The organism is Polynucleobacter sp. es-EL-1 (genome assembly GCF_018687975.1).
Classification (GTDB): Bacteria; Pseudomonadota; Gammaproteobacteria; order Burkholderiales; family Burkholderiaceae; genus Polynucleobacter.
The window spans coordinates 1,525,262-1,547,341 of record NZ_CP061310.1 but is presented as its reverse complement, the minus strand read 5'-3'; the positions used below and the strand labels follow the sequence as shown (position 1 = coordinate 1,547,341).

Below are 22,080 nucleotides of genomic sequence, written 5' to 3'. Positions count from 1 at the left end.
AATTAGGGGTATTCGAGGCATTTGGCATAAGAGGCAAATTATAATTGGGGCGATGTACTCAGACCTGCTCGCCAACCTTAATCCAGAACAACGCGAGGCAGTGACCCTCCCGCCCGTAAACGAAAATGGCCAGGCCCAGTCAGCCCTAATCTTGGCGGGGGCTGGTAGCGGTAAGACCCGCGTCCTCACCACCCGGATTGCTTGGCTGATTCAGACGGGCCAGGTTTCCCCGATTGGGGTCTTAGCGGTCACCTTTACCAATAAAGCGGCCAAGGAGATGATGCTGCGCCTGAGTGCCATGCTACCCATTAATACCCGGGGTATGTGGATTGGCACCTTTCACGGTCTGTGCAACCGCCTATTGCGTGCACATCATAAGGAAGCAGGTCTACCCTCAACTTTTCAGATTTTGGATACCCAAGATCAGTTATCTGCCATTAAGCGCCTGTTAAAGGGTTTAAAGGTTGATGATGAGAAGTATCCCCCTAAACAGCTGCAATACTTCATTGCCCATGCCAAAGAGCGTGGCCAACGAGCGCGCGAGTTATCGGTTGGGGATGACTTTCAGGCCAAGATGGCTCAGTTATATGAGGCCTACGATGAGCAATGCCAGCGTGAAGGCGTGGTTGACTTTGCTGAACTCTTATTGCGTAGCTATGAATTACTCAAACACAACGAAGCCATTCGGACACATTATCAAGAACGTTTTCGCCACATTTTGATTGATGAGTTTCAAGATACCAACGCCTTGCAATACGCCTGGCTCAAGTTGCTTTCTGGTCATGATGCGAGTCGGGTGAATGTCAGTGGCATGGGCAGTAGTGCAGTCTTTGCTGTAGGTGATGATGACCAAAGTATTTATGCTTTCCGAGGTGCTGATGTAGAGAATATGCGCCTCTATGAAAAGCAATACCATCCGATGATGGTGAAGTTAGAGCAGAACTATCGCTCACATGGCCATATTTTGGATACGGCCAATTTTTTAATTGCTAACAACTCAGATCGATTGGGAAAAAACCTGCGCACGGATGCTGGTCATGGTGAGCCAGTGCGGATTTATGATGCACCGAGCGATCATGCTGAGGCAGCTTGGCTAGTTGATGAAATTAAAGCGCTAATCAGTAGCGGTATTAAACGTACTGAAATTGCATTGCTTTATCGCAGTAATGCCCAGTCCCGCATCATTGAGCATGCCTTATTTTCTGCTGGCATTCCGTACCGAGTGTATGGTGGCCTACGCTTTTTTGAGCGCGCAGAGATTAAGCATGCATTGGCTTATCTCCGTCTTTTGGAAAATCCAAACGATGACACCTCATTCTCGCGGGTAGTCAACTTTCCAACGCGTGGTATTGGTGCGCGCTCAATTGAAGCGGTGCAAGATGCTGCTCGGGCGCAGAACAGCTCTTTGTATCTAGCTGCCTCTACGCTTGATGGAAAAGCGGGTGCTGCTCTCGGTGGATTTGTGCGTTTAGTTGATCACATGCGTGAAGCGACACGTCACAACACCTTACCTGAAACTGTAGAGTTTGTAATTCAGCATAGCGGCTTAATTCAACACTACCTCTCTGAACGTGAAGGTCAAGATCGTGTTGAGAACTTGCAGGAATTAATCAACGCAGCGACAGCCTTTATTGCAGAAGAGGGTTATGGTCAAGACGCTGCTGCAGCGATGTTGCCAGGTGAAAATGCACCCGGCGTTGTCGAAGTTTCTCCTTTGGCTGCGTTCTTGTCGCATGCTTCATTAGAGGCTGGCGATAACCAAGCGCAGGCTGGGCAGGATGCCGTGCAGTTAATGACCGTGCATTCAGCCAAGGGTTTGGAATTTACTTCCGTATTTATTACAGGGTTAGAGGAAGGTTTATTTCCTCATGAAAATAGTATCAATGAGCAAAATGGTTTAGAGGAAGAGCGTCGCTTGATGTACGTGGCAATTACCCGTGCCAAAGAGCGTTTATATCTTTCGCATACTCAGTCGAGAATGCTCCACGGCCAGGTCCGTTACAACATGCCATCTCGCTTCTTGGAAGAATTACCATCCGACTCCTTGAAGTGGTTAACTCCAAAGGCAAAAGATGCGCGTTGGGGTGGCGCTGGCAGTTATGGCAACGCTGGACGAGCCGGATCAACTTGGCAAGACGGTTATACCCGGCAGCGCGATTCAGAAACGAATGATTTCTTTGATTCTGGCAGTGATCGTCAAAGACCCGCTAGACAAATTGGACGTGTTGGTTCTGCCTCTACGGCTGTTACTCGAATGGCCTCACCCCCAAGAGGAAACTACCCATTTAAGATCGGCCAAAACGTATTTCATACCAAATTTGGTGAAGGACGTGTCACCGGCTTAGAGGGGCAAGATGCAGATGCACGCGCACAAGTGAACTTCAAGCGTCATGGCGTGAAGTGGTTGCAGCTCAGTATTGCAAAGTTAGCTGCGATTGATTGATGCGCTAAGCAATTAAGGTTGCTGATTCTTTTTCAGCGAAGCATGCTTTCCAGGTTGCAAAGAAAGAACAGTGCATCACAGTGAGCGCTGCCATGGATAGTGGCGCGATGATAAAAGACGCTGCTTGTCCTAAATTAATGGCATCTAGGATGGAGCCAATTGTTAAGGGGATGATCGCGAGGATGCCGCCCCAAATGGCGACATAGAATAAAAATGCACCCTTGTTGGCCCAACATGCAACAGCACTAGAAAATAGCGCCTGACCTACTGACATGTTTGCCCAAGCTACTAACACTGGTGAGAACCACATCAACATCGCTACAGGCACGTAGAGTAAGCAGCCATAAAACAAGATGAGATAAATCTGATTGATTACTTCTGGTGTGATGGGCTTATCGCCGGTCAGTAATGGAAGGATGACTTCAAAATCTACCAGTAGACTCAAAATAAAACTTAATGACAGAATCATTGCTGCATAGACTATGCCTAATTGCAGTATGCGTTTGCGCACAATGGGTGTACCTTGCAGAGCAATTAAATACACCATCGGACGGATACGTTCTTTTTGAATTGCTTGGCGACATGCCGTCATAAAACCAACCGAGAGGGTGGGTGTCAGAAGGAGAACAGCAAATACGCCAATTACTGGAATGATGACAGCTAATTGCGCTGTAAAGACGTATAAAAATACCAGCATTAAGAATCCCAAAGGATTTTGTTTAAACAGCCAAATGCCTTGACGAATCCAGGTGTAGCCTTCTTTAGGGGCAACGGTATTCAGTTTCATAGTGCCTTACGACTTAAAAGAATGTTTTCAAAATGACGAGGATCATGTGGAGTGAGCATTTGCGCATCTCTTGGGAGGTAATAGTCCCATAAGCGTGAAATCCAAAATCGTAACGCCGCCGCACGAAGCATCAACGGCCAGCTTCTTTGCTCCGCCTCTGTCAGGGGCCGCACACGTTGATAGGCTTGCATTAAGGCTTTTAAGCGATCGGGATCTAGATCTTGCTTGTTTTCGGCAAGACACCAATCGTTAGCAGTCACCGCTAAATCAAATAACCATTTATCGGTACCAGCAAAATAGAAGTCAAAGAAACCACCTAGCTGATCTTTAGTGCTATCACTTTCCACTTGTGGATCAAACAGGACATTATCCCTAAACAGATCACAGTGACTTGCACCTTTTGGTAGGTCAGCATAATCATCCGATGAAAAAAATGTTTCTTGGGTTGATAGCTCTGTTGTGAGTAATTGCGCTTGAGCGCTATTAAGGTGTGGCAATACTTGCGGAACGGTTTTTTGCCACCAAGATAGACTGCGAAGATTTTCCTGACTTTGTTTAAAGTCTGAGCTAGCTAGATGCATCTTCGCCAACATCTCACCAACAAGAGCGCAGTGATTTACTTTGGGATCCAATCTAGATAAACCAGGTAGCTTACTGACTATGGCTGCAGGCTTAGCTTTGAGTGAGAAAAGAATCTCGCCATGCTTATTCTCAAGAGGCTTTGGAACTGGAATCCCTTTGTTTGCCAAATGGCGCATTAACTCTAAATAGAAGGGCAGCTGTTCTGCAGATAATCTTTCGAAAATCGTTAAGACATATTCTTGCTTCTTATTTTCTTTTTCGGTATCGAGAAAGAAATTAGAGTTCTCGATACCACCATGAATCCCCTTGATGGAGACAGCTTGGCCAATCTCAAAATCGTGCGCGATCCAGTTTGCGATATCGCCCAGTTCAATGGGTGTAAAGACAGCCATGGCTACTTAAGAAAAGAAAAGTGAATCAATGACTAAGGTGTCTTAGAAAGGAATCTTAACGCTGGGGACGCTAATAAGATCAGTTTCTTTAGGCACTCCTGGCATCACAGTAGCAGGGGGTGCCATCTCGTAACTGGTGTAGCGTGTTTTGACATCAACCTGTGTTGGCGCATTGGCGTCTTTGTACTCTGTAATTTCAGTGCCGGTGGCCTCTTTGTGCACAAAGCTGGGTTTACGGCCTTCAGGGGCATTCGTCGCTTGGGAGGCGCTGACTGGCGGTGAAAGTGGTTGATTATTAATTTGCTGCAATTCAGAAGGGCTTAAGGCTTGGCTATTGCCTTGCGCTTGTGCTGCGCTTAGCCCTAATGTCAGAAAAGCAAGAAAAAAGCTTGTTAGAACAAGGGTATGGCTCATGCTTGAGTGTAATAAATTCGAGAGGGTATGCATCATTTTCACCTTTTTGGACCCATTTTCAGGGACGTTTAAAACCTAATCTGTAGGTAGTTAGCAACTAGATTGTACGATTGCGGTATGACTAAACATAGACTCTTGTTGGTAGATGGCTCTAGCTACCTATATCGCGCCTTTCATGCCATGCCAGACCTTAGAAATGGGGCCGGGGAGCCCACGGGGGCCATTTATGGCATGGTCAATATGATGCGCCGAGCTAGGTCTGAGATTCAAGCAGACCATATTGCCTGTGTTTTTGATGCCAAGGGTAAGACTTTTCGAGATGAAATGTACTCAGAATATAAGGCTCACCGCTCCCCGATGCCTGAGGACTTGGTAAAGCAGATCGAACCCATTCATGCCATGGTTAAGGCCCTAGGCTGGCCAGTATTAATGGTTTCTGGGGTTGAGGCAGATGATGTCATTGGTACCTTAGCCTGTCAGGCTACTGAAGCCGGCTGGGAAACCATCATTTCCACGGGTGATAAGGATTTGGCTCAATTGGTTAATCCGTCTGTCACTCTCATTAATACGATGACCGATGAAAAGCTGGATATTCCAGGGGTGATTGCCAAGTTTGGAGTGCCCCCAGAGCGCATTGTTGACTACTTGTCGATTATTGGTGACACCGTTGATAACGTTCCAGGTGTACCAAAGGCTGGTCCTAAAACCGCCAATAAATGGTTGGCTGAGTTCGGTGATTTGGATAACTTGATGGCAAATGCTGATCAGGTCAAAGGCGTTGTTGGGGAAAATTTACGCAATAGTTTGCAATGGTTACCGCAAGCTCGCCAACTCATTACGGTTAAAACGGACTGTGATTTATCGCCCTATCTGCCTGGTTTAGATGATTTGCATGCCAAGGCCGAAGATGCGCCGCTTCTGCGAGAATTATTCGAGCGTTATGCATTTAAAACCTGGCTTCGTGATGTCGAGAAGCAATTAGGTACGTCAAGCACTGAAGATGTTTCTGAAGGTTTTGATTTAGCGGGCAGCCCTATTCAAGATAATGCAGATACTGCTTCGGGACTTGGTGGAAAAAAGTCAACGAGCCACTTTGGTCCAACAGCAACTATGGCTACCGCAGCCCTATCTCAAGAGACGACAGACTTACAAGCCTCTATCGCCAAGCATTATGAATGTGTTGTTGATGAAGGTGCATTAGATCGTTGGATTGAGAAAATTAATCATGCACCATTAACTGCGGTGGATACTGAAACCACCAGTCTAGATGCGCTTGCTGCGGAGCTAGTTGGTATTTCTTTGTCGGTGACGCCAGGTGAGGCTTGTTACATTCCGGTGGCACATCGCAATGGTGATATTCAGCTCAGTCGTGAGCTGGTCTTAAGTAAATTAAGACCATGGCTTGAGAGCAAGGCCCATTTTAAAGTTGGGCAAAACCTCAAGTACGACATTCATATTTTTGCTAATTACGGCATTACTGTTCAAGGCGTGCAGTTTGATACTTTGCTGGAGTCTTATGTGTTGGAGTCCCATATGCCACACAATATGGACAGCCTCGCTGAGCGTCATCTGGGGATGAAGACGATTCGCTATGAAGAGGTATGTGGCAAGGGCGTACATCAAATTGGCTTTGATCAAGTTGATCTTCAGACGGCAACCAACTACGCTGCAGAAGATGCCGATATTACTTTGCGCTTGCATTTAGCGCTCTGGCCTCAAATCCAAGCAAGTCCTGGATTACTCTATGTTTACGAGCACATTGAGATGCCAGCCATGCGAGTGCTCGGCATCATGGAGCGTAATGGTATCCGCATTGATTCAGCACTACTTTCTGTGCAAGGTCAGGAGGTCGGAAAACGTTTGCTTGCGCTCGAGGGTGAAATTCATCAGCTGGCTGGACAACCATTTAATATCCAATCGCCAAAGCAGATTGCGGAAATTTTATTTGGCCAGTTAGAGCTTCCGGTAATTAAGAAAACGCCATCAGGCGCCCCGTCTACAGATGAAGAGGTCTTGCAAAAATTGGCAGAGGATTACCCCTTACCAGCACGTATTTTGGATTACCGCAGCCTAGCTAAATTGATGTCAACCTATATTGAAAAGTTACCTCGTATGGCTGACCCTAAAACTGGGCGTGTACACACGAGTTTCTCTCAGGCCACTGCCGTGACAGGACGTCTAGCATCCAGTGATCCCAATCTGCAAAACATTCCCGTTCGCACGGAAGAGGGGCGGCGAATTCGGGAAGCTTTTATTCCGGCAGAAGGCTGCAAATTGCTATCGGCGGATTATTCGCAAATTGAATTGCGCATCATGGCGCATATTGCTGAGGATGAAAATTTATTAGCTGCATTTGCTGCCGGTAAGGATGTTCATCAGGCAACCGCTGCAGAGATTTTTGGGGTGCCTCTGGAGCGTGTGAATTCAGAACAACGTCGTTATGCCAAAGTGATTAATTTTGGTTTGATTTACGGAATGAGTGCTTTTGGCTTGGCGGGCAATCTGGGTATTGAACGTTCAGCAGCGCAAAACTATATTGCTAAATACTTTGATCGCTACCCAGGGGTTGCGCAATACATGGAGCGTACCCGCCAAGAGGCTAGAGAAAATGGTTATGTGGAGACCGTTTTTGGCAGAAGATTGTGGCTTCCAGAGATAAAGGGCTCTAATGGACCACGTCGCCAAGGAGCTGAGCGAGCCGCTATTAATGCGCCAATGCAAGGCACTGCTGCGGATTTGATTAAGCTAGCAATGGTCGCGGTAGAGAATTGGCTTGAAAAGGAGCAATTAAAAACCCGCATGTTGCTCCAGGTACACGATGAATTGGTATTTGACGTACCCTTAGACGAACTGGGGCTTTTGCAAGAAAAACTACCTGATTTAATGTGTCAGGTGGCGGAATTAAAAGTTCCATTGGTAGTTGGTATCGGGATTGGTGATAATTGGGAAGAAGCCCACTAACGAGGAGAAGACAAAATGACAAGAAAAAAAGATCAAGATTCTAAAGTTGCTGTAGGTGATAGAAGAGGTTTTATCAAAGCTTCGGCTGTGACAGCCACTTCAATTGGCATTGGTTTTGTTGCGGCTTCAGAGCCAGTATTGGCTGCTGCGATTGAAACAGACTTTAAAGGTATTAAAGCGGGTGAGCAGATGATTCCTGTTGGCACCTTCCAGATGCCTACCTACGTTGCTCGCCCAGAGAATGCCAAAGGTAAATTGCCTATTGTGATTGTTGCTAGTGAAATCTTTGGCGTACATGAGTACATTGCAGATGTCACACGACGATTTGCCAAATTAGGTTACATGGCCATTGCCCCTGAGTTTTTTATTCGTGCGGGTGATCCAAATACTTACGGCACTACCGCTGACATCATGAGCAATATTGTTGCTAAGACACCTGATTCCCAAGTGTTAAATGATATTCAAGCCGCTTTAGTGTGGGCTGGTAAGAACGGTGGCGATGTGAAAAAAGTAGGCGTCACTGGCTTTTGCTGGGGCGGTCGCATTACTTGGCTATCGGCCACACTTCCTCAGGTAAAAGCTGGGGTCGCTTGGTACGGTCGCTTGGTTGGTGAAAAAACAGAAAATAGTCCAAAGCATCCCGTGGATATTGCTGCAGAACTCAAAGCTCCAGTGTTAGGTTTATATGGCGGTGCTGATGCTGGCATTTCATTGGAAACGGTCGAGCAAATGCGTCAAGAACTTGCTAAGGCTGCCCCTAAAAATCCTGCAGCTAAAGCCTCTCGTTTTGAAATCTATCCTGATGCGCCTCATGGATTTCATGCGGACTATCGTGCACTCTATCGTGAAGGTCCGGCGAAAGATGGTTGGGAAAAATGCATTGCCTGGTTTAAGCAATACGGAGTGGCGTAGTTTTAATGTCTGTTTTGCAAAGCATACTGCTGGTAACGGCGCTAGCAGGTACTGCTAGCGTCTTAGTTGCAGCCAGTTTTTCACTATCTTTTTTATCAAAGATGGTGAACAACATGGTGAGCGTATCTGTGGGAATTTTGCTGGCAACTGCTTTATTGCATTCTTTGCCAGAAGCATTCTCGATGGAGGGGGTTAATCCTCAGATTCTTTTTGCTACTTTGCTTGCTGGATTGCTTGGATTTTTCCTGCTTGAAAAAATTGCCTTATTAAGACACAGCCATCATCACGAGGGTGATGGCCATGGTCATCACCATGGACATGATGCAGAAGTAGCAGGTCGTAGCGGTTGGATGATTCTGATTGGCGATGGCCTGCATAATTTTGTCGATGGCGTATTGATTGCAGCAGCCTTCATGGCCGACTATCAAGTGGGCATTTTTACTGCCATTGCCATCATCGCCCATGAAATTCCGCAAGAGATTGGCGACTTTATTGTTCTCCTCAATGCGGGCTTCTCACGTACTCGCGCTTTGCTCTATAACTTAATATGCGGTCTTTCAGCAGTGGTGGGTGGTGTATTGGCTTATTTCTTCTTAGAGCGTGCACATGCCGCGATGCCTTACCTCTTGGTGCTTGCCTCTAGTAGTTTCATCTACATCGCAGTAAGTGATCTTATTCCGCAAATGCACCGACGCCCTCATTGGGCAGAATCTCTGCGCCAAACAATTTTGATTGCCTGTGGCGTTGGTTTTGTTGTGCTACTTTCGCTAATGCATTAACGTGCGACAGGTCTACTAGGATCTGCGCACCATTCACTCCAGCTTCCTGCATATAGCCTGGAGCCTTTGAGTCCTGCAAGCTCCATAGCCAACAGGTTATGGCAAGCAGTGACTCCAGAGCCACATTGGTGGATGATTTCAGATGCCTTCTTACCGCCCAGTAAATCCACAAAATCTTTGTAGAGTTGTTCAGGAGATTTAAAAGACTTGGACGACAGATTATTGCGGAAGCAGTAGTTGATTGCATCAGGAATGTGGCCGCCAACAGGATCTAAGGTTTCGTTTTGACCTTGAAAGCGATCGGCCATACGGGCATCTATTACCAGATTATTTTTGCTCTGCAGATTGCTCACCAGCTCATCAACCAATACTAGGCCGACATAGGGCATGGGTTGGACTGGAGTGGCGGTTGGTGTAGGTGGGCGTGGCACCGTTCCGATAGGGCCATTCCAGGCATCCAATCCACCATCGAGAACTCGAACATTGGCATGGCCTGTTGCTTTGAGCATCCACCATAAACGGCTGGCATAGACCGAGCCATGATTGTCATAGGCAACCACTAATGTTTTAGGATCCATGCCAAGACGTGATTTGGTGTTAGCCCAAGCCTCTGGACTAGGCATAGGATGACGACCATTCTGCCCAGTTTTTTCTCCAGAAAGATCACGATCTAGATCTACATAAATTGCACCAGGGATGTGACCCTCTTCGTAAGCTTTTTTGCCCGCCTCATGATCTACTAAATCAAAACGGCAATCGCAAATCAAAACATCTTCGCCGCTATTAATAATTTCTTCTAGCTGGTTAGCTGTGATCAGAGGAGTCATGAGGGCTTCCTTTAGCTGTCAATGTGAAACTAATTATGCGCCTTGATAGTTCATTGCGCGACGGTACCATTCATGGAAATGCTGCATACCGTCTTCCATGGGGCTTTGATAGGGTCCTACCTCGTTTTCACCACGGGCCAATAGGGCTGCGCGACCTGCATCCATACGCTCAGCAATTTCATCATCCTCAATGCAGGTTTCCATATAAGCGGCGCGTTCTGCTTCAACAAATTCGCGCTCAAACAGGGCGATTTCTTCTGGGTAGTAGAACTCCACAACGTTACGCGTTTTATTAGGACCCATAGGATGTAGGGTGGATACACACAGCACTCCTGGATACCACTCCACCATCACATTAGGGTAGTAGGTGAGCCAAATCGCACCATGACGTGGAGATTTGCCTTCATAGTGGCGCAATACTGCTTCATGCCATTTTTGATAGACAGGTGATCCTGGTTTTTCAAGATTTTTGTGTATGCCAACAGTTTGTACGCTATGCCAATCGCCAAACTCCCAGCGCAAGTCTTCGCAAGAAACAAACTTGCCTAAGCCTGGATGAAAAGGAACAACGTGATAGTCCTCAAGATAGACCTCAATGAAAGTCTTCCAGTTGTAATTGCATTCATGGACCTCAACATGATCCAAAACGTAGCCCTCAAATTGCAGATCATTAGCTACGCCAAGTTTCGCAAGATCAGCACGAACATCGCGCGGACCTTCAAATAAAAGGCCTTGCCAATTTTGCAGAGGGGATTTACCTAGATTTAAGCAGGGCTTATCTTCAAAATGTGGCGCACCCAAGAGATGACCATTTAAATCATAAGTCCAGCGGTGCAGAGGGCAAACGATGTTGTCCGCTTTGCCTTTGCCATTGAGCATGAGTGCTTGGCGATGGCGGCAGACATTGGAAAGTAGTTCAACGCCCTGCTGATTGCGCACCAGTAGGCGCCCTTCATTCTCTGCGCTCAGAGTTTGATAGGAGCCCACATCAGGCACCATGAGTTCGTGGCCAACATAGCCAGGACCCTGCTTAAAAAGCAGTTCAATCTCACGCTGATACAAATCAACGTCAAAATATGCCGAAACCGGCAGTTGTAGTTTGGACGGCGCAAGCTGCTGCGCGGTAGCCAGATTAGTCATTCTCCCCACCCCCGAAAACGTCAGCCGAAGCTAAGCGGAATAACCAATCCAACCATCGACGGATCGATATTGGAAAGGAAGGAGGGGATTATACCCATCTGACCCCCATCTCGCTTTAATATGTAGGGCTATATCTGTGAGAAATTTGAAGGAAATAAGTCAATGCCAGCAAAGAAATCTGAGGGTCAGAAGCCCGGTCTTGAGGTGCAAATTGATCCTAATCTGCGCTATGAGCAGGCAGTCAAGGAGTTGGAAAAGCTCATTTCTGATATGGAATCAGGCAAATTTTCCTTGGAGGAGACACTTTTGGCCTATCAACGTGGTGCCGCACTCCTAAAGCACTGCCAGGGTGTGCTTGCTCAAGTTGAGCAACAAGTACGGGTATTTGAGGCTTAAGCCTCAGGGAATAGTGGTTTTAAGCCCATTCATGAATCAACCTTTTGCTTTTGACAACTGGATTCGCACCCATGGGGAGCGATTCGAGTTGGCATTGGATTCTTTATTAGATTTCGCCAATACCAATCCAGTGAGATTGCACCAAGCGATGCGTTATGCCGCTCAGGGTGGTGGTAAGCGTATTCGCCCATTGTTGGTATATGCGGCTGGCGACCTGGGTGACGATGTCAATCAAAGCACTTTAGGTGCTGCTGCAGTGGCTATTGAATGCATTCATGCTTATTCCTTGGTGCATGATGATTTGCCGTGCATGGATGATGATGATTTGCGCCGCGGTCGCCCTACGGTACATATAGCCTTTGACGAAGCTACCGCATTATTGGTGGGCGACGCCCTGCAGACTCGAGCTTTTGAGATATTGGCTAATGCACAGTGTGATGCAGACATGCGCATAGCTATGGTTCGCGCTCTAGCCACTGCATCTGGTTCTCGTGGCATGGCTGGCGGTCAAGCCATTGATTTGGAGAGTGTGGGTAAGCGCTTAGATTTGGCTGGTCTCAAACAAATGCATGCCATGAAAACGGGCGCTTTGCTTTCTTGTTCGGTTGAGCTAGGTGGCATTGCTGCACAGTTGAGTGCAATACAAATGCAGCATCTCCAAGAGTACTCTGAGGCTTTGGGTTTAGCCTTTCAAATTGTTGACGATATTTTGGATGTCACTGCCGATAGCCAAACCTTAGGTAAAACCGCTGGAAAAGACGCCGCGAACGACAAGCCAACCTATGTCAGCTTGATGGGTTTAGACTATGCCATGAAGGCGGCAAAAGAATTGCAGGAAACTGCCATTGCTAGCCTAGAGAGTTTTGGCGCTAAAGCCGACGCTCTGAAAGATTTGGCTCTATTGGTAGTCAATCGAGGCAAATAAGATTATTGAAGAATTAATGACTTTACATTCCATTCACTCTCCTGCTGATTTAAAGAAACTGCCTCGTGAGCAACTTGTGGCTTTGGCTGATGAGTTACGCCAATTTGTATTGGATTCAGTCTCCAAAACGGGTGGTCACCTGTCTTCTAACTTGGGGACGGTAGAGCTATCAATCGCATTGCATTATGTTTTTGATACGCCACATGATCGTGTAGTGTGGGACGTGGGTCATCAAAGCTACCCTCACAAAATTCTTACTGGTCGCCGTGAGCGCATGAATACCCTGCGTCAATTTGATGGCTTATCGGGCTTTCCGCGTCGCTCTGAAAGTGAATATGATGCTTTTGGTACAGGCCATTCATCGACCAGTATTTCTGCGGCAATGGGAATGGCGCGCGCCTTTCAAACCAAAGGTGAAAAACACGTTGCTGTAGCAGTCATTGGTGATAGCGCGATGACAGGTGGTATGGCATTTGAAGCTATGAACAACGCCGGTGTGTATGACGACTTGCCATTAGTCGTCATTCTGAATGACAACGATATGTCGATCTCGCCTGCAGTAGGCGCCCTCAATCGTCACCTTGCGAGATTACTCAGCGGCAACATTTACTCTGCAACTAAGAAGGGCATTGATAGTGTTTTATCAATTGCGCCACCATTGCGTGAGTTTGCCAAGCGCTTAGAAGATCATGCCAAAGGCATGGTGTCACCTTCTACTATTTTTCAAGAGTTTGGCTTTAATTATTTCGGGCCAATTGACGGCCATGACTTAGATGCCTTGATTCCGATGTTGCAAAACGTACGCCGTCTTGCACTAGAGGGACGCGGCCCACAGTTCTTGCATGTCGTTACCCGCAAGGGGCAAGGCTATGAGTTGGCAGAAGCTGATCCCGTGCTCTATCACGGCCCAAGCAAATTTAACCCTGAAGAGGGTGTTAAAAAATCGAGTACTGCTCCGCAAAAAACCTTTACCCAAGTATTTGGTGAGTGGCTCTGCGATATGGCGCATGCTGATCCATTGTTAATCGGCATCACACCAGCCATGCGTGAAGGATCAGGACTAGTGGAGTTTGAGCAGAATTTTCCGAAGCGTTATTACGACGTTGGTATTGCCGAGCAACATGCAGTAACTTTTGCTGCGGGTATGGCATGCGAAGGCATGAAGCCAGTTGTTGCAATCTATTCAACCTTTTTGCAACGTGCCTACGATCAATTGATTCATGATGTTGCCATTCAAGATTTACCAGTATTGTTTGCATTGGACCGCGCTGGTTTAGTTGGCGCAGATGGTGCAACCCATGCTGGCGCATACGACATTCCATTTTTACGTTGTATTCCGAATATGCTGGTATTGACGCCGGCAGATGAAGCGGAGTGCCGTGATTTATTGACTACGGCTTTTCATCAACCACATCCAAGCGCAGTGCGTTACCCTCGTGGTGCCGGTGTGGGAACAATCCCTTCAAAAGAATTGCGTACCGTACCATTGGGCAAGGGTGAATTGCGTCGTAAATCCAATGCACCTGCAGGTCAGCGAGTAGCAATCTTGGCTTTTGGTACTTTGCTATATCCAGCATTAGAGGTGGCAGAGCAATTAGATGCTTCTGTGGCCAATATGCGCTTTGTAAAACCATTAGATATCGATTTGCTCAAATCGCTTGCACAAGACCATGATTATTTTGTGACTATTGAAGATGGTGTGATTCAGGGCGGTGCTGGAAGTGCCTGCCTAGAGGCCCTGTCAGCTATGGGAATCAATAAACCTTTATTGCAATTAGGCCTTCCCGATGTCTTTGTTGAGCATGGTGATTACAAACTCTTAATGAGTAAGTGTGGTCTAGATTCCGAGGGGATTGCTAAAGCAATCGTAGAACGCTTTCCCGAGGTAATTCCCACAAAATTGGCAGTAAATGCCGCTATCGTGGGCAAATAAGTCATTTTTGCCTGAAAATAGAGCTATGAACGATATCAATACAGCCTTTCTCAAACCGCAAACCATGCCAGACGTGCAGTCTTCGCATGACGAGCGCGCACTTCCGATTGAGCAAGTAGGTATTCGTGGATTACGTCACCCTTTGGTGATTCGTACTAAGTCTGGCGATATGCCTGCCGTTGGTAATTTTGAGATGGATGTGGCATTACCTGCGCATGTTAAGGGCACGCATATGTCCCGTTTTATTGCGCTTTTACAAAAACACCAAGAGCCTGTAGACAGCACTTCGATTGTGGCAATGGTGCGTGAGATGTTGCCATTGCTTAATGCTACTGAGGGCCGCATTCAGTTTACTTATACGCACTTTGTTAAAAAAGCGGCACCGGTGTCCGGTGTTGAAAGCTTGATGGATTATGAAGTGACTTGGACGGCAATTGCCAAACAAAGTGCTGCCGGTTCCATAGGTGTTGAGTTGAATTTACGTGCTCTTGTCCCAGTGATGAGTTTATGTCCTTGCTCTAAAGAAATTTCTGAGTACGGCGCGCACAATCAGCGCTCTCATGTGACGATGTCAGTATCTCTGGATCCACACACCAAAATGACGGTGGAAGATTTAGTAACTGCTGCTGAGGGCCAGGCCTCTAGTGAGTTGTGGGGTTTACTCAAACGTCCCGACGAGAAATGGGTGACTGAGCGTGCTTATGACAATCCCAAGTTTGTCGAAGACCTGGTGCGTGATGTAGCAGGCCAATTGAAGGGCGATCAACGCATTCTGTCTTTAGTGGTCGAGGCTGAAAATTTTGAGTCGATCCATAATCACAGCGCTTACGCCAAAATCAGTCTGACTAAGTAAGATTGTTGCTGGCTAAATCCCAGCGCGGCTTAACATCAAAAGCGCCAGATCTAGTTGAGCCATTATTTTCGGCAAGCATCCGTAGCGCTCCAGCAAAAGCAATCATCACACCATTATCAGTACATAAATTGACGGGTGGATAGTGCACCTCGAATCGATTCTTTTGAGCACTGGCATTGAGCGCTGCGCGTAATTGCAAATTTGCACCGACACCACCAGCAAGCACCAAATGTTTGCAGCCTGTTTGTTTCAGCGCCTTTTCCGATTTGTTCACCAAGACTGCCACTAAAGAATCTACAAAGCCTCTTGCAAGATCCACATGAAATGTTGCAATCTCTTCAGGATCGGAAATGCCCAATGCCTCAAATTTTTTCACTTGATTGAGGACTGCCGTTTTCAGCCCAGAGAATGAAAAGTCCAAATCTCCCGAGTGGAGCATGGGCTTGGGTAGATCAAAACGACCAGATTGGCCTTTTTCAGCCAGTTTGGAAATTGCCGCACCTCCTGGGTAATCCAGGCCAAGTAATTTAGCGGTTTTGTCAAAAGCCTCACCCGCAGCATCGTCCAAGGTTTCGCCCAAAAGTTGGTATTTGCCAACCCCGCTAACCAGCATGAGCTGGGTATGTCCTCCTGAGACCAGGAGGGCAATAAAGGGAAACTCTGGGACAGAGGCCCCCAAAAGTGGAGAAAGTAGATGACCTTCTAGGTGATGCACCCCAATTGAGGGTACTTCAAGCCCTTGGGCTAGGGATTTAGCAAATGCACTACCCACTAGTAGCGCCCCAGCTAGGCCAGGACCCTGGGTATAAGCAATCGCGTCAATATCCTTTAATTGCAGTTTTGCTTCGTGCAAAGCGTCATCTAGAAGGGGTAAAACCCGCCGAATGTGGTCTCTAGAGGCCAATTCTGGGACTACGCCACCATATTCTTGATGCATGGCGATTTGGGAGTGCAAAGCCTGGCCCAATATGCCTATATGGGCTGGAGCGTGGTTTTCCCAGGCGGAGGTGTCATAAAGGGCCACCCCAGTCTCATCACAAGAAGTTTCTATGCCTAAAACAATCATTTTTTTGCTTGGTCGTGCTAGAATCGCGTTTCAGTTAATTTTTCGATATTTTTCGAGCATATACGAGTTAAACAAGTATGACTACAGTCCGCCTCCGTGAGAACGAACCATTTGAAGTGGCATTACGCCGTTTTAAGCGCACCATTGAAAAAAATGGTCTTTTGACAGACTTGCGTGCCCGCGAGTTTTATGAAAAGCCAACCGCTGAACGTAAGCGTAAGAAAGCTGCTGCTGCTAAGCGCCATTACAAGCGCATTCGTAGCCAAATGTTGCCTAAGAAGCTTTACTAATCGAATTTAAAAGCTCTCCTCACCGAGAGGCTTTGAAACCCGCTGACGGTGAAACGCAGCGGGTTTTTGCTTTTGAAGCTTTAGAAATATCCAATATCCAGAATAAGGAATATCGCCATGACACTCAAAGATCAAATCACTGAAGACATGAAAAATGCCATGCGCGCCAAAGAAGTGGCGCGTTTGGGAACTATCCGCCTTTTGTTGGCAGCAATTAAGCAACGTGAAGTCGATGAGCGCATCGTGCTCGACGATGCCAGTGTGATTGCCACTATTGAGAAGATGATTAAGCAGCGTAAAGATTCGATCTCTCAGTTTGAGAAAGCGGGTCGTGATGATTTGGTGGCGGTTGAGGCAGCAGAGATGGTCATCTTGCAAGCCTATATGCCAGCGCAGATGTCAGATATTGAAGTGGAGGCTGCGGTTCTTGCTGCAGTAGCTGTTACTGGCGCGGCGGGTCCTCAAGATATGGGCAAAGTCATTGGAGTTTTGAAAGGGCAGTTAGCCGGCAAGGCAGATATGGGCAAAGTATCTGGATTAGTTAAAGCAGCGCTAGCGAAGTAATTGAAGAACTGCGTAAACAGTTTCATACTGGATCCATGGCGCTTATTCCCCAATCCTTCATTGCCGATTTATTAAATCGGGTTGACATCGTTGATGTCGTTGGGCAGCACGTCAAGTTAAAGAAAGCGGGCGCGAACTATCAAGGTTTGTGCCCGTTTCATTCTGAGAAGTCTCCTTCATTTTCTGTATCACCTACTAAGCAGTTTTATCACTGCTTCGGTTGTGGCGCGCATGGTTCTGCCATTAGTTTTTTAATGGAGTATTCCGGTCTGGGCTATGTAGACGCTATTGAAGAATTAGCGCGCTCCGCTGGATTAGATGTTCCCCGTGAAGAGCGTACTGCAAATGATGTAGCACGGCTGCAGCAAACTATGGCCTTAAGTGAAGTCATGAGTGCAGCAGCGGATTGGTATCGCCAACAACTGAAAGGTGCACCTCGCGCAGTCGAATATCTCAAGGGGCGTGGTCTTACTGGTGAGATTGCTAAGCGCTATGCCTTGGGTTACGCGCCCGATGGATGGCAAGGCTTAGAAGCAGTCTTTGGCTCTTATGGTAATGATGAAGTTGCTAAGACTTTGCTTGAAGGTGGCTTACTAATTCAAAGTGAAAATAGTAGCGATAGTCCTGGTGCAAACCAGACAGCTAGGCGCTACGATCGTTTCCGTGATCGCATCATGTTTCCCATTCGAAATCCTAAAGGGCAAACCATTGGCTTTGGTGGACGCATTCTTGATCAGGGTGAGCCAAAGTATTTAAATTCACCTGAGACACCACTCTTTTCTAAAGGCAATACGCTGTACGGTTTATTTGAAGCAAGACAAGCGATTCGTGCACAAGAGTATGTGCTCGTTTGTGAAGGTTATATGGATGTGGTTGCACTAGCGCAATTGGGTTTCCCTAATGCTGTAGCGACACTGGGTACAGCGTGTACCGCCAACCATGTACGCATGTTATTGCGCCAAACAGATCGTATTGTGTTCTCGTTTGATGGTGACTCTGCCGGTCAGCGCGCTGCACAACGTGCATTAGAGGCTTGCTTACCACTCATGTCAGATGACAAAGAAATTCGCTTCTTATTTTTACCGACTGAGCATGATCCCGATAGCTATGTACGTGCTTATGGGGCACCTGCTTTTGAAAAAGTCATCAAAGAGGCAATGTCACTTTCGAGTTTCTTTTTTAAGATTGCAAGTCAAGAGCATGAGCTCACTACTCCTGAGGGCAGAGCGCAAACGCACCATGCTGCTAAGCCCTTATTGTTATCCATGCCGCCGATTGCATTGCGCACACAAATCTTGCGTGAGTTAGCTATTCGGACGAACTCTACCCCCGCGGAGTTAGAAGCGTTTTGCGGTTTAACAGTTGCGCCCGCACCAGTACAGCAGACTTCGTATTCCAATAGCAATCAGCGAGCACCCAACTTTATTCAATCGGGTGGCGGGAATCGCACACAGGGTGCTCCTTGGCAAGCGTCCAAAGGTTCGCAAAAAAGGGCGGCAACACAAAATATTGCTCCACCTCAGGCGCCAACCGATTTAGCAGAGCAGATATTGCGCGTACTTATTCAGTTCCCGCACTTGGGCAAAGCACTCGATACCCATAAACGCCACTTAGCTTTACAAGCTTCTGAGTTGCGCTCGGCTAAAGCCTTGGAATTAATGAAAGATTTATTGGCTCAATGTGATTTGGTGGAATTAATTCCCGGGGAAAATGGCAAGCCACCGACAGTAGGTGCTGGCGCATTTGCCTTATTCCAAGATCAACTTTCCCGTAGTGACTTAGCTCCCTTGTATGAGGTGCTGAGAAAAAGGGTAATGGGCTCAGATTTAGAGCTTGAAGGAGCGACAGCAGATCTGGAGGGGGCCTTCAAAAAGTTGGAATTAACCCATCTCAAGACAGAAATGACCGAGATCGCTCAAAAGATTGCTGGCAGCACCGCCACCGAGCAAGACCGTGCTCGATACCGAGAATTAGGCGAGCGCCTAAAGCATTCCTAAGTTTTTTCTGATTTGCCCCTAGAAAACCCAGAAAATTACCCCATATTTTGAGTAATGGGAGGGGTAAAAAAGCGGCAATCGACTATAATCCTCTATTCCCAGAAAAAAACCGATTTAATTCAGCCACTTGCGCTTTATTTTGAAGAAATTTGGGGCAAGTGGAAAACGTGGCTGCGCTTCATCAGCCGAGATCAATAATCAGTAATGTGAGTCAGTGCTAATAAATGCCTAATATCAAGAAAAAACCCGCCAAACCAGTTGCTAAAGCTAAGGCACCAGCCAAACCAGCAAAGCCTGCAGCAAAAGCCAAGGCGCCTGCAAAAGCAGCAAAGCCAGTGGCTAAGGCCCCTGCAAAAGCAGCAAAACCCGCTGCTAAAGCACCTGCTAAGCCAGTGAAGTCTGCTGCAAAAGCAGCAAAGCCAGCAGCTAAGACTCCTACTAAAGCAGCAAAACCAGCAGCTAAAGCACCCGCTAAGCCAGTGAAAGTTGCGGCAAAACCAGTTAAACCAGTGGCCAAAGTGGCCGCAAAGGTCACCGCTAAGGCTCCTGCGAAAGCGGCAAAACCAACAGCTAAAACACCCGCTAAGCCGGTGAAGGTTGCGGCAAAACCCGCTGCTAAAGCGCCTGTAAAAGCGCCAGCGAAAGCGGAAAAGATTGAGGCTCCTAAAAAAGGTAAAGCTTCTGTAGCTAAGGCTGAAGTTAGTAAGCCAGTTAAAGAGACCAAAGAAGTAAAAGAAGTAAAAGAAACCAAGGGTAAAAAAGCCAAGGAAGTTGAAGTTGAGGTAGTTGCGACCGAGGAAGTTAAAAAAGGTCGTAAGCCCAAAGCCGATGCTCCAGCTGAAGGCGCTGAACCCGTTTTGACAGATCGTCAAAAGGCACGTGAGCGCAAGGCTAAAGAAAAGGCCCTCTTAAAAGAATTTGCAGCACAACAATTAGGCTCCGAGGAGCAACAAGAATTACGTCGTACTCGTCTAAAGATCTTGATCAAGATGGGTAAGTCCAAGGGTTACTTAACCCATGGTGAAATGAATGACGTGATGTCAGATGAGTTGTCTGATGCGGATGCATTGGAGACATTGATCAGTCTCTTAAACGACATCAATATTACTGTTTATGAGCAAGCCCCAGATGCTGAAACACTTTTGCTCAATGAAAACGCTTCAGCAACCACTTCCGAAGAAGAGGCTGAAGAAGAGGCGGAAGCCGCTTTAGCTACTGTTGATTCTGAGTTTGGCCGTACAACCGATCCAGTGCGTATGTATATGCGCGAGATGGGTACAGTAGATCTTCTGACTCGCGAAGGCGAGATTGTCATTGCGAAGAAAATTGAAGCCGGTCTTAAAGACATGGTGATGGCATTGGCTGCTTGCCCTGTCACTATTGCAGAAATCTTGGGTAATGTGGACAAGATTGCTAGTGGCGAGATGGAGATTGATCAATTCGTTGATGGATTGGTTGACCCGAATGCAGAAGATATCAAGTTGGGACCAGAAGAGCCAGAGGTTGACCCGGATGCAGAAGAGGGTGATGAGGAAGTCGATGGTGAAGATGAAGGTGGCGGCGGTGGCGGCGGTGCAGCCACAGCAAACGCTAAGCAGTTAGAAGAGCTCAAGCAGATTTCTTTAGAGAAGTTTGCGATTGTGCGCACTCAAGCTGACAAGATGCGTCGTGCCTTTGATAAAGAAGGTTACAACTGTCCAGCCTATATTAAGGCTCAGGAAGCTATTCGCGCTGAATTACTCGGTTTCCGCTTAACTGCAAAGAGTGTGGAGAAGTTGTGCGACACGATGCGCTCACAAGTAGATCAAGTTTGGAAGCTAGAGCGCGGTATTGTGAGCTTATTGGTAGATAAGGTAGGCGTGAACCGCGGTGAAGTGCTCAAAGATTTCCCGAAGATGTCTATGAATCTTGAGTGGACAGCAAAGCTCCTGAAAGAAAACAAGCCTTACTCAGCACTATTAGAGCGTAACGTGCCGGCGATTCAAGAACTTCAACAGAAGTTGATTGATATTCAGACTCGCGTAGTCTTGCCACTTCCAGAATTAAAAGAAGTGAACAAGCAAATGATTGCGGGTGAGAAGCGTGCTCGTGAAGCAAAGCGTGAGATGACTGTTGCTAACTTACGTTTGGTAATCTCGATTGCTAAGAAATATACCAACCGTGGTTTGCAGTTCTTGGATCTGATTCAAGAGGGCAATATCGGTTTGATGAAGGCGGTAGATAAGTTTGAATACCGCCGTGGTTATAAGTTCTCTACCTATGCAACTTGGTGGATCCGTCAGGCAATTACCCGCTCGATTGCCGACCAAGCTCGTACGATCCGTATTCCAGTTCATATGATTGAGACGATCAATAAGATGAACCGTATTAGCCGTCAGATCTTGCAAGAAACTGGCCATGAGCCAGATGCAGCAACCTTAGCGCTCAAGATGGAAATCCCTGAGGATAAGATCCGCAAGATTATGAAGATCGCTAAAGAGCCAATCTCCATGGAAACGCCAATTGGTGACGATGAAGACTCTCATTTGGGCGACTTCATTGAGGATGGCAATACATTGGCTCCAGCTGAGGCGGCATTGCATGACTCGATGCGCGATGTGGTGAAAGATGTATTGGATTCATTAACGCCACGTGAAGCAAAAGTATTGCGTATGCGCTTTGGTGTTGAAATGAGCACAGACCATACTCTCGAAGAAGTTGGAAAGCAGTTTGACGTAACGCGTGAGCGTATTCGTCAGATTGAAGCTAAGGCACTCCGCAAAATGCGTCATCCAAGCCGTAGCGACAAACTTAAGACCTTCCTCGAGGAAGATTAATAG

Annotated in this window: 18 protein-coding genes; 12 read left to right on the top strand and 6 right to left on the bottom strand. The window is 47.0% G+C overall.

Features of this window, described 5'->3' with window-relative positions; translation table 11 throughout:
• Positions 1-52: 52 nt before the first annotated feature.
• Positions 53-2,443: a UvrD-helicase domain-containing protein gene (locus FD974_RS07955; protein ID WP_215364118.1), complete on the top strand. Its 2,391-nt coding sequence runs from the start codon at positions 53-55 to the stop codon at positions 2,441-2,443.
• Positions 2,444-2,447: 4 nt separating this feature from the next.
• Here the strand turns inward: FD974_RS07955 and FD974_RS07950 are convergent, their stop codons facing one another.
• Genes FD974_RS07950 through FD974_RS07940 form a run of 3 tightly spaced genes read right to left on the bottom strand, consistent with a single transcriptional unit; the run spans position 2,448 to position 4,618 of the window.
• Positions 2,448-3,230: a BPSS1780 family membrane protein gene (locus FD974_RS07950; protein ID WP_215364116.1), complete on the bottom strand. Its 783-nt coding sequence runs from the start codon at positions 3,228-3,230 to the stop codon at positions 2,448-2,450.
• Positions 3,227-4,204: a homoserine kinase gene (locus FD974_RS07945; RefSeq protein ID WP_215364114.1), complete on the bottom strand. Its 978-nt coding sequence runs from the start codon at positions 4,202-4,204 to the stop codon at positions 3,227-3,229. The genes FD974_RS07950 and FD974_RS07945 overlap by 4 nt, the downstream gene beginning before the upstream one ends.
• 42 nt (positions 4,205-4,246) lie before the next feature.
• Positions 4,247-4,618, bottom strand: coding sequence for a hypothetical protein (locus FD974_RS07940; RefSeq protein ID WP_251374573.1), 372 nt, complete (start codon positions 4,616-4,618; stop codon positions 4,247-4,249).
• Positions 4,619-4,735: 117 nt separating this feature from the next.
• On the opposite strand from FD974_RS07940, the gene polA reads away from it, so the two are divergent.
• From polA to FD974_RS07925, 3 genes are read left to right on the top strand one after another with little or no spacing between them, the layout of a single operon-like run.
• Complete coding sequence (gene polA, locus FD974_RS07935) at positions 4,736-7,579, top strand: DNA polymerase I (RefSeq protein WP_215364112.1); 2,844 nt, start codon at positions 4,736-4,738, stop codon at positions 7,577-7,579.
• Between the two features lie 15 nt (positions 7,580-7,594).
• Complete coding sequence (locus tag FD974_RS07930; RefSeq protein ID WP_215364110.1) at positions 7,595-8,491, top strand: dienelactone hydrolase family protein; 897 nt, start codon at positions 7,595-7,597, stop codon at positions 8,489-8,491.
• Between the two features lie 5 nt (positions 8,492-8,496).
• Entirely contained in the window at positions 8,497-9,270 is a 774-nt protein-coding gene (locus tag FD974_RS07925) for a ZIP family metal transporter (protein WP_215364108.1), read from the top strand.
• On the opposite strand, the gene FD974_RS07920 is transcribed toward FD974_RS07925, so the two are convergent.
• Positions 9,267-10,097 carry a sulfurtransferase gene (locus tag FD974_RS07920; RefSeq protein WP_215364107.1) on the bottom strand — a complete coding sequence of 277 codons (831 nt, stop codon included), beginning with the start codon at positions 10,095-10,097 and terminating at the stop codon, positions 9,267-9,269. The genes FD974_RS07925 and FD974_RS07920 overlap by 4 nt on opposite strands.
• A 33-nt stretch (positions 10,098-10,130) precedes the next feature.
• The gene (locus FD974_RS07915) at positions 10,131-11,237 is read right to left on the bottom strand and encodes an aromatic ring-hydroxylating dioxygenase subunit alpha (RefSeq protein ID WP_215364106.1); all 1,107 of its coding nucleotides are present in this window, start codon (positions 11,235-11,237) and stop codon (positions 10,131-10,133) included.
• 162 nt (positions 11,238-11,399) lie between these two features.
• Here FD974_RS07915 and xseB point away from each other — a divergent pair, with 162 nt between their 5' ends.
• The 4 genes from xseB to folE2 are packed head-to-tail and all read left to right on the top strand — an operon-like array spanning position 11,400 to position 15,344.
• Positions 11,400-11,633, top strand: coding sequence for an exodeoxyribonuclease VII small subunit (gene xseB / locus FD974_RS07910; protein WP_215364105.1), 234 nt, complete (start codon positions 11,400-11,402; stop codon positions 11,631-11,633).
• 31 nt (positions 11,634-11,664) lie between these two features.
• Positions 11,665-12,558: a polyprenyl synthetase family protein gene (locus tag FD974_RS07905; RefSeq protein WP_215364104.1), complete on the top strand. Its 894-nt coding sequence runs from the start codon at positions 11,665-11,667 to the stop codon at positions 12,556-12,558.
• A gap of 16 nt (positions 12,559-12,574) precedes the next feature.
• A complete protein-coding gene (dxs, locus tag FD974_RS07900) occupies positions 12,575-14,491 on the top strand; it encodes a 1-deoxy-D-xylulose-5-phosphate synthase (RefSeq protein ID WP_215364103.1) in 1,917 nt (638 codons plus the stop codon).
• A 25-nt stretch (positions 14,492-14,516) separates the two neighbouring features.
• Positions 14,517-15,344 carry a GTP cyclohydrolase FolE2 gene (folE2, locus tag FD974_RS07895; RefSeq protein WP_215364102.1) on the top strand — a complete coding sequence of 276 codons (828 nt, stop codon included), beginning with the start codon at positions 14,517-14,519 and terminating at the stop codon, positions 15,342-15,344.
• Here folE2 and tsaD read toward each other — a convergent pair.
• Entirely contained in the window at positions 15,337-16,410 is a 1,074-nt protein-coding gene (tsaD, locus tag FD974_RS07890) for a tRNA (adenosine(37)-N6)-threonylcarbamoyltransferase complex transferase subunit TsaD (RefSeq protein WP_215364101.1), read from the bottom strand. The genes folE2 and tsaD overlap by 8 nt on opposite strands.
• A gap of 77 nt (positions 16,411-16,487) precedes the next feature.
• Between tsaD and rpsU the strand changes: the two genes are divergently transcribed.
• The 4 genes from rpsU to rpoD all read left to right on the top strand — a co-directional run bounded on the left by rpsU (position 16,488) and on the right by rpoD (position 22,077).
• Complete coding sequence (rpsU, locus tag FD974_RS07885; RefSeq protein WP_011903537.1) at positions 16,488-16,700, top strand: 30S ribosomal protein S21; 213 nt, start codon at positions 16,488-16,490, stop codon at positions 16,698-16,700.
• 117 nt (positions 16,701-16,817) lie between these two features.
• Positions 16,818-17,264: a GatB/YqeY domain-containing protein gene (locus tag FD974_RS07880; protein WP_215364100.1), complete on the top strand. Its 447-nt coding sequence runs from the start codon at positions 16,818-16,820 to the stop codon at positions 17,262-17,264.
• Between the two features lie 35 nt (positions 17,265-17,299).
• Complete coding sequence (dnaG, locus tag FD974_RS07875; RefSeq protein WP_215364099.1) at positions 17,300-19,261, top strand: DNA primase; 1,962 nt, start codon at positions 17,300-17,302, stop codon at positions 19,259-19,261.
• A 224-nt stretch (positions 19,262-19,485) separates the two neighbouring features.
• Positions 19,486-22,077, top strand: coding sequence for an RNA polymerase sigma factor RpoD (rpoD, locus tag FD974_RS07870; RefSeq protein ID WP_251374572.1), 2,592 nt, complete (start codon positions 19,486-19,488; stop codon positions 22,075-22,077).
• The last annotated feature ends 3 nt before the right edge of the window (positions 22,078-22,080 follow it).

What these genes read in the sequence shown, in the direction of transcription:
- FD974_RS07920 (WP_215364107.1), bottom strand. Translation starts at nt 10,097, where the DNA reads ATGACTCCTCTGATCACAGCTAACCAGCTAGAAGAAATTATTAATAGC.
- rpoD (WP_251374572.1), top strand. Translation starts at nt 19,486, where the DNA reads ATGCCTAATATCAAGAAAAAACCCGCCAAACCAGTTGCTAAAGCTAAG.
- FD974_RS07930 (WP_215364110.1), top strand. Translation starts at nt 7,595, where the DNA reads ATGACAAGAAAAAAAGATCAAGATTCTAAAGTTGCTGTAGGTGATAGA.
- polA (WP_215364112.1), top strand. Translation starts at nt 4,736, where the DNA reads ATGACTAAACATAGACTCTTGTTGGTAGATGGCTCTAGCTACCTATAT.
- FD974_RS07915 (WP_215364106.1), bottom strand. Translation starts at nt 11,237, where the DNA reads ATGACTAATCTGGCTACCGCGCAGCAGCTTGCGCCGTCCAAACTACAA.
- FD974_RS07905 (WP_215364104.1), top strand. Translation starts at nt 11,665, where the DNA reads ATGAATCAACCTTTTGCTTTTGACAACTGGATTCGCACCCATGGGGAG.
- FD974_RS07945 (WP_215364114.1), bottom strand. Translation starts at nt 4,204, where the DNA reads ATGGCTGTCTTTACACCCATTGAACTGGGCGATATCGCAAACTGGATC.
- dnaG (WP_215364099.1), top strand. Translation starts at nt 17,300, where the DNA reads ATGGCGCTTATTCCCCAATCCTTCATTGCCGATTTATTAAATCGGGTT.
- FD974_RS07880 (WP_215364100.1), top strand. Translation starts at nt 16,818, where the DNA reads ATGACACTCAAAGATCAAATCACTGAAGACATGAAAAATGCCATGCGC.
- tsaD (WP_215364101.1), bottom strand. Translation starts at nt 16,410, where the DNA reads ATGATTGTTTTAGGCATAGAAACTTCTTGTGATGAGACTGGGGTGGCC.
- FD974_RS07925 (WP_215364108.1), top strand. Translation starts at nt 8,497, where the DNA reads ATGTCTGTTTTGCAAAGCATACTGCTGGTAACGGCGCTAGCAGGTACT.
- FD974_RS07940 (WP_251374573.1), bottom strand. Translation starts at nt 4,618, where the DNA reads ATGAGCCATACCCTTGTTCTAACAAGCTTTTTTCTTGCTTTTCTGACA.
- rpsU (WP_011903537.1), top strand. Translation starts at nt 16,488, where the DNA reads ATGACTACAGTCCGCCTCCGTGAGAACGAACCATTTGAAGTGGCATTA.
- xseB (WP_215364105.1), top strand. Translation starts at nt 11,400, where the DNA reads ATGCCAGCAAAGAAATCTGAGGGTCAGAAGCCCGGTCTTGAGGTGCAA.
- dxs (WP_215364103.1), top strand. Translation starts at nt 12,575, where the DNA reads ATGACTTTACATTCCATTCACTCTCCTGCTGATTTAAAGAAACTGCCT.
- folE2 (WP_215364102.1), top strand. Translation starts at nt 14,517, where the DNA reads ATGAACGATATCAATACAGCCTTTCTCAAACCGCAAACCATGCCAGAC.
- FD974_RS07955 (WP_215364118.1), top strand. Translation starts at nt 53, where the DNA reads ATGTACTCAGACCTGCTCGCCAACCTTAATCCAGAACAACGCGAGGCA.
- FD974_RS07950 (WP_215364116.1), bottom strand. Translation starts at nt 3,230, where the DNA reads ATGAAACTGAATACCGTTGCCCCTAAAGAAGGCTACACCTGGATTCGT.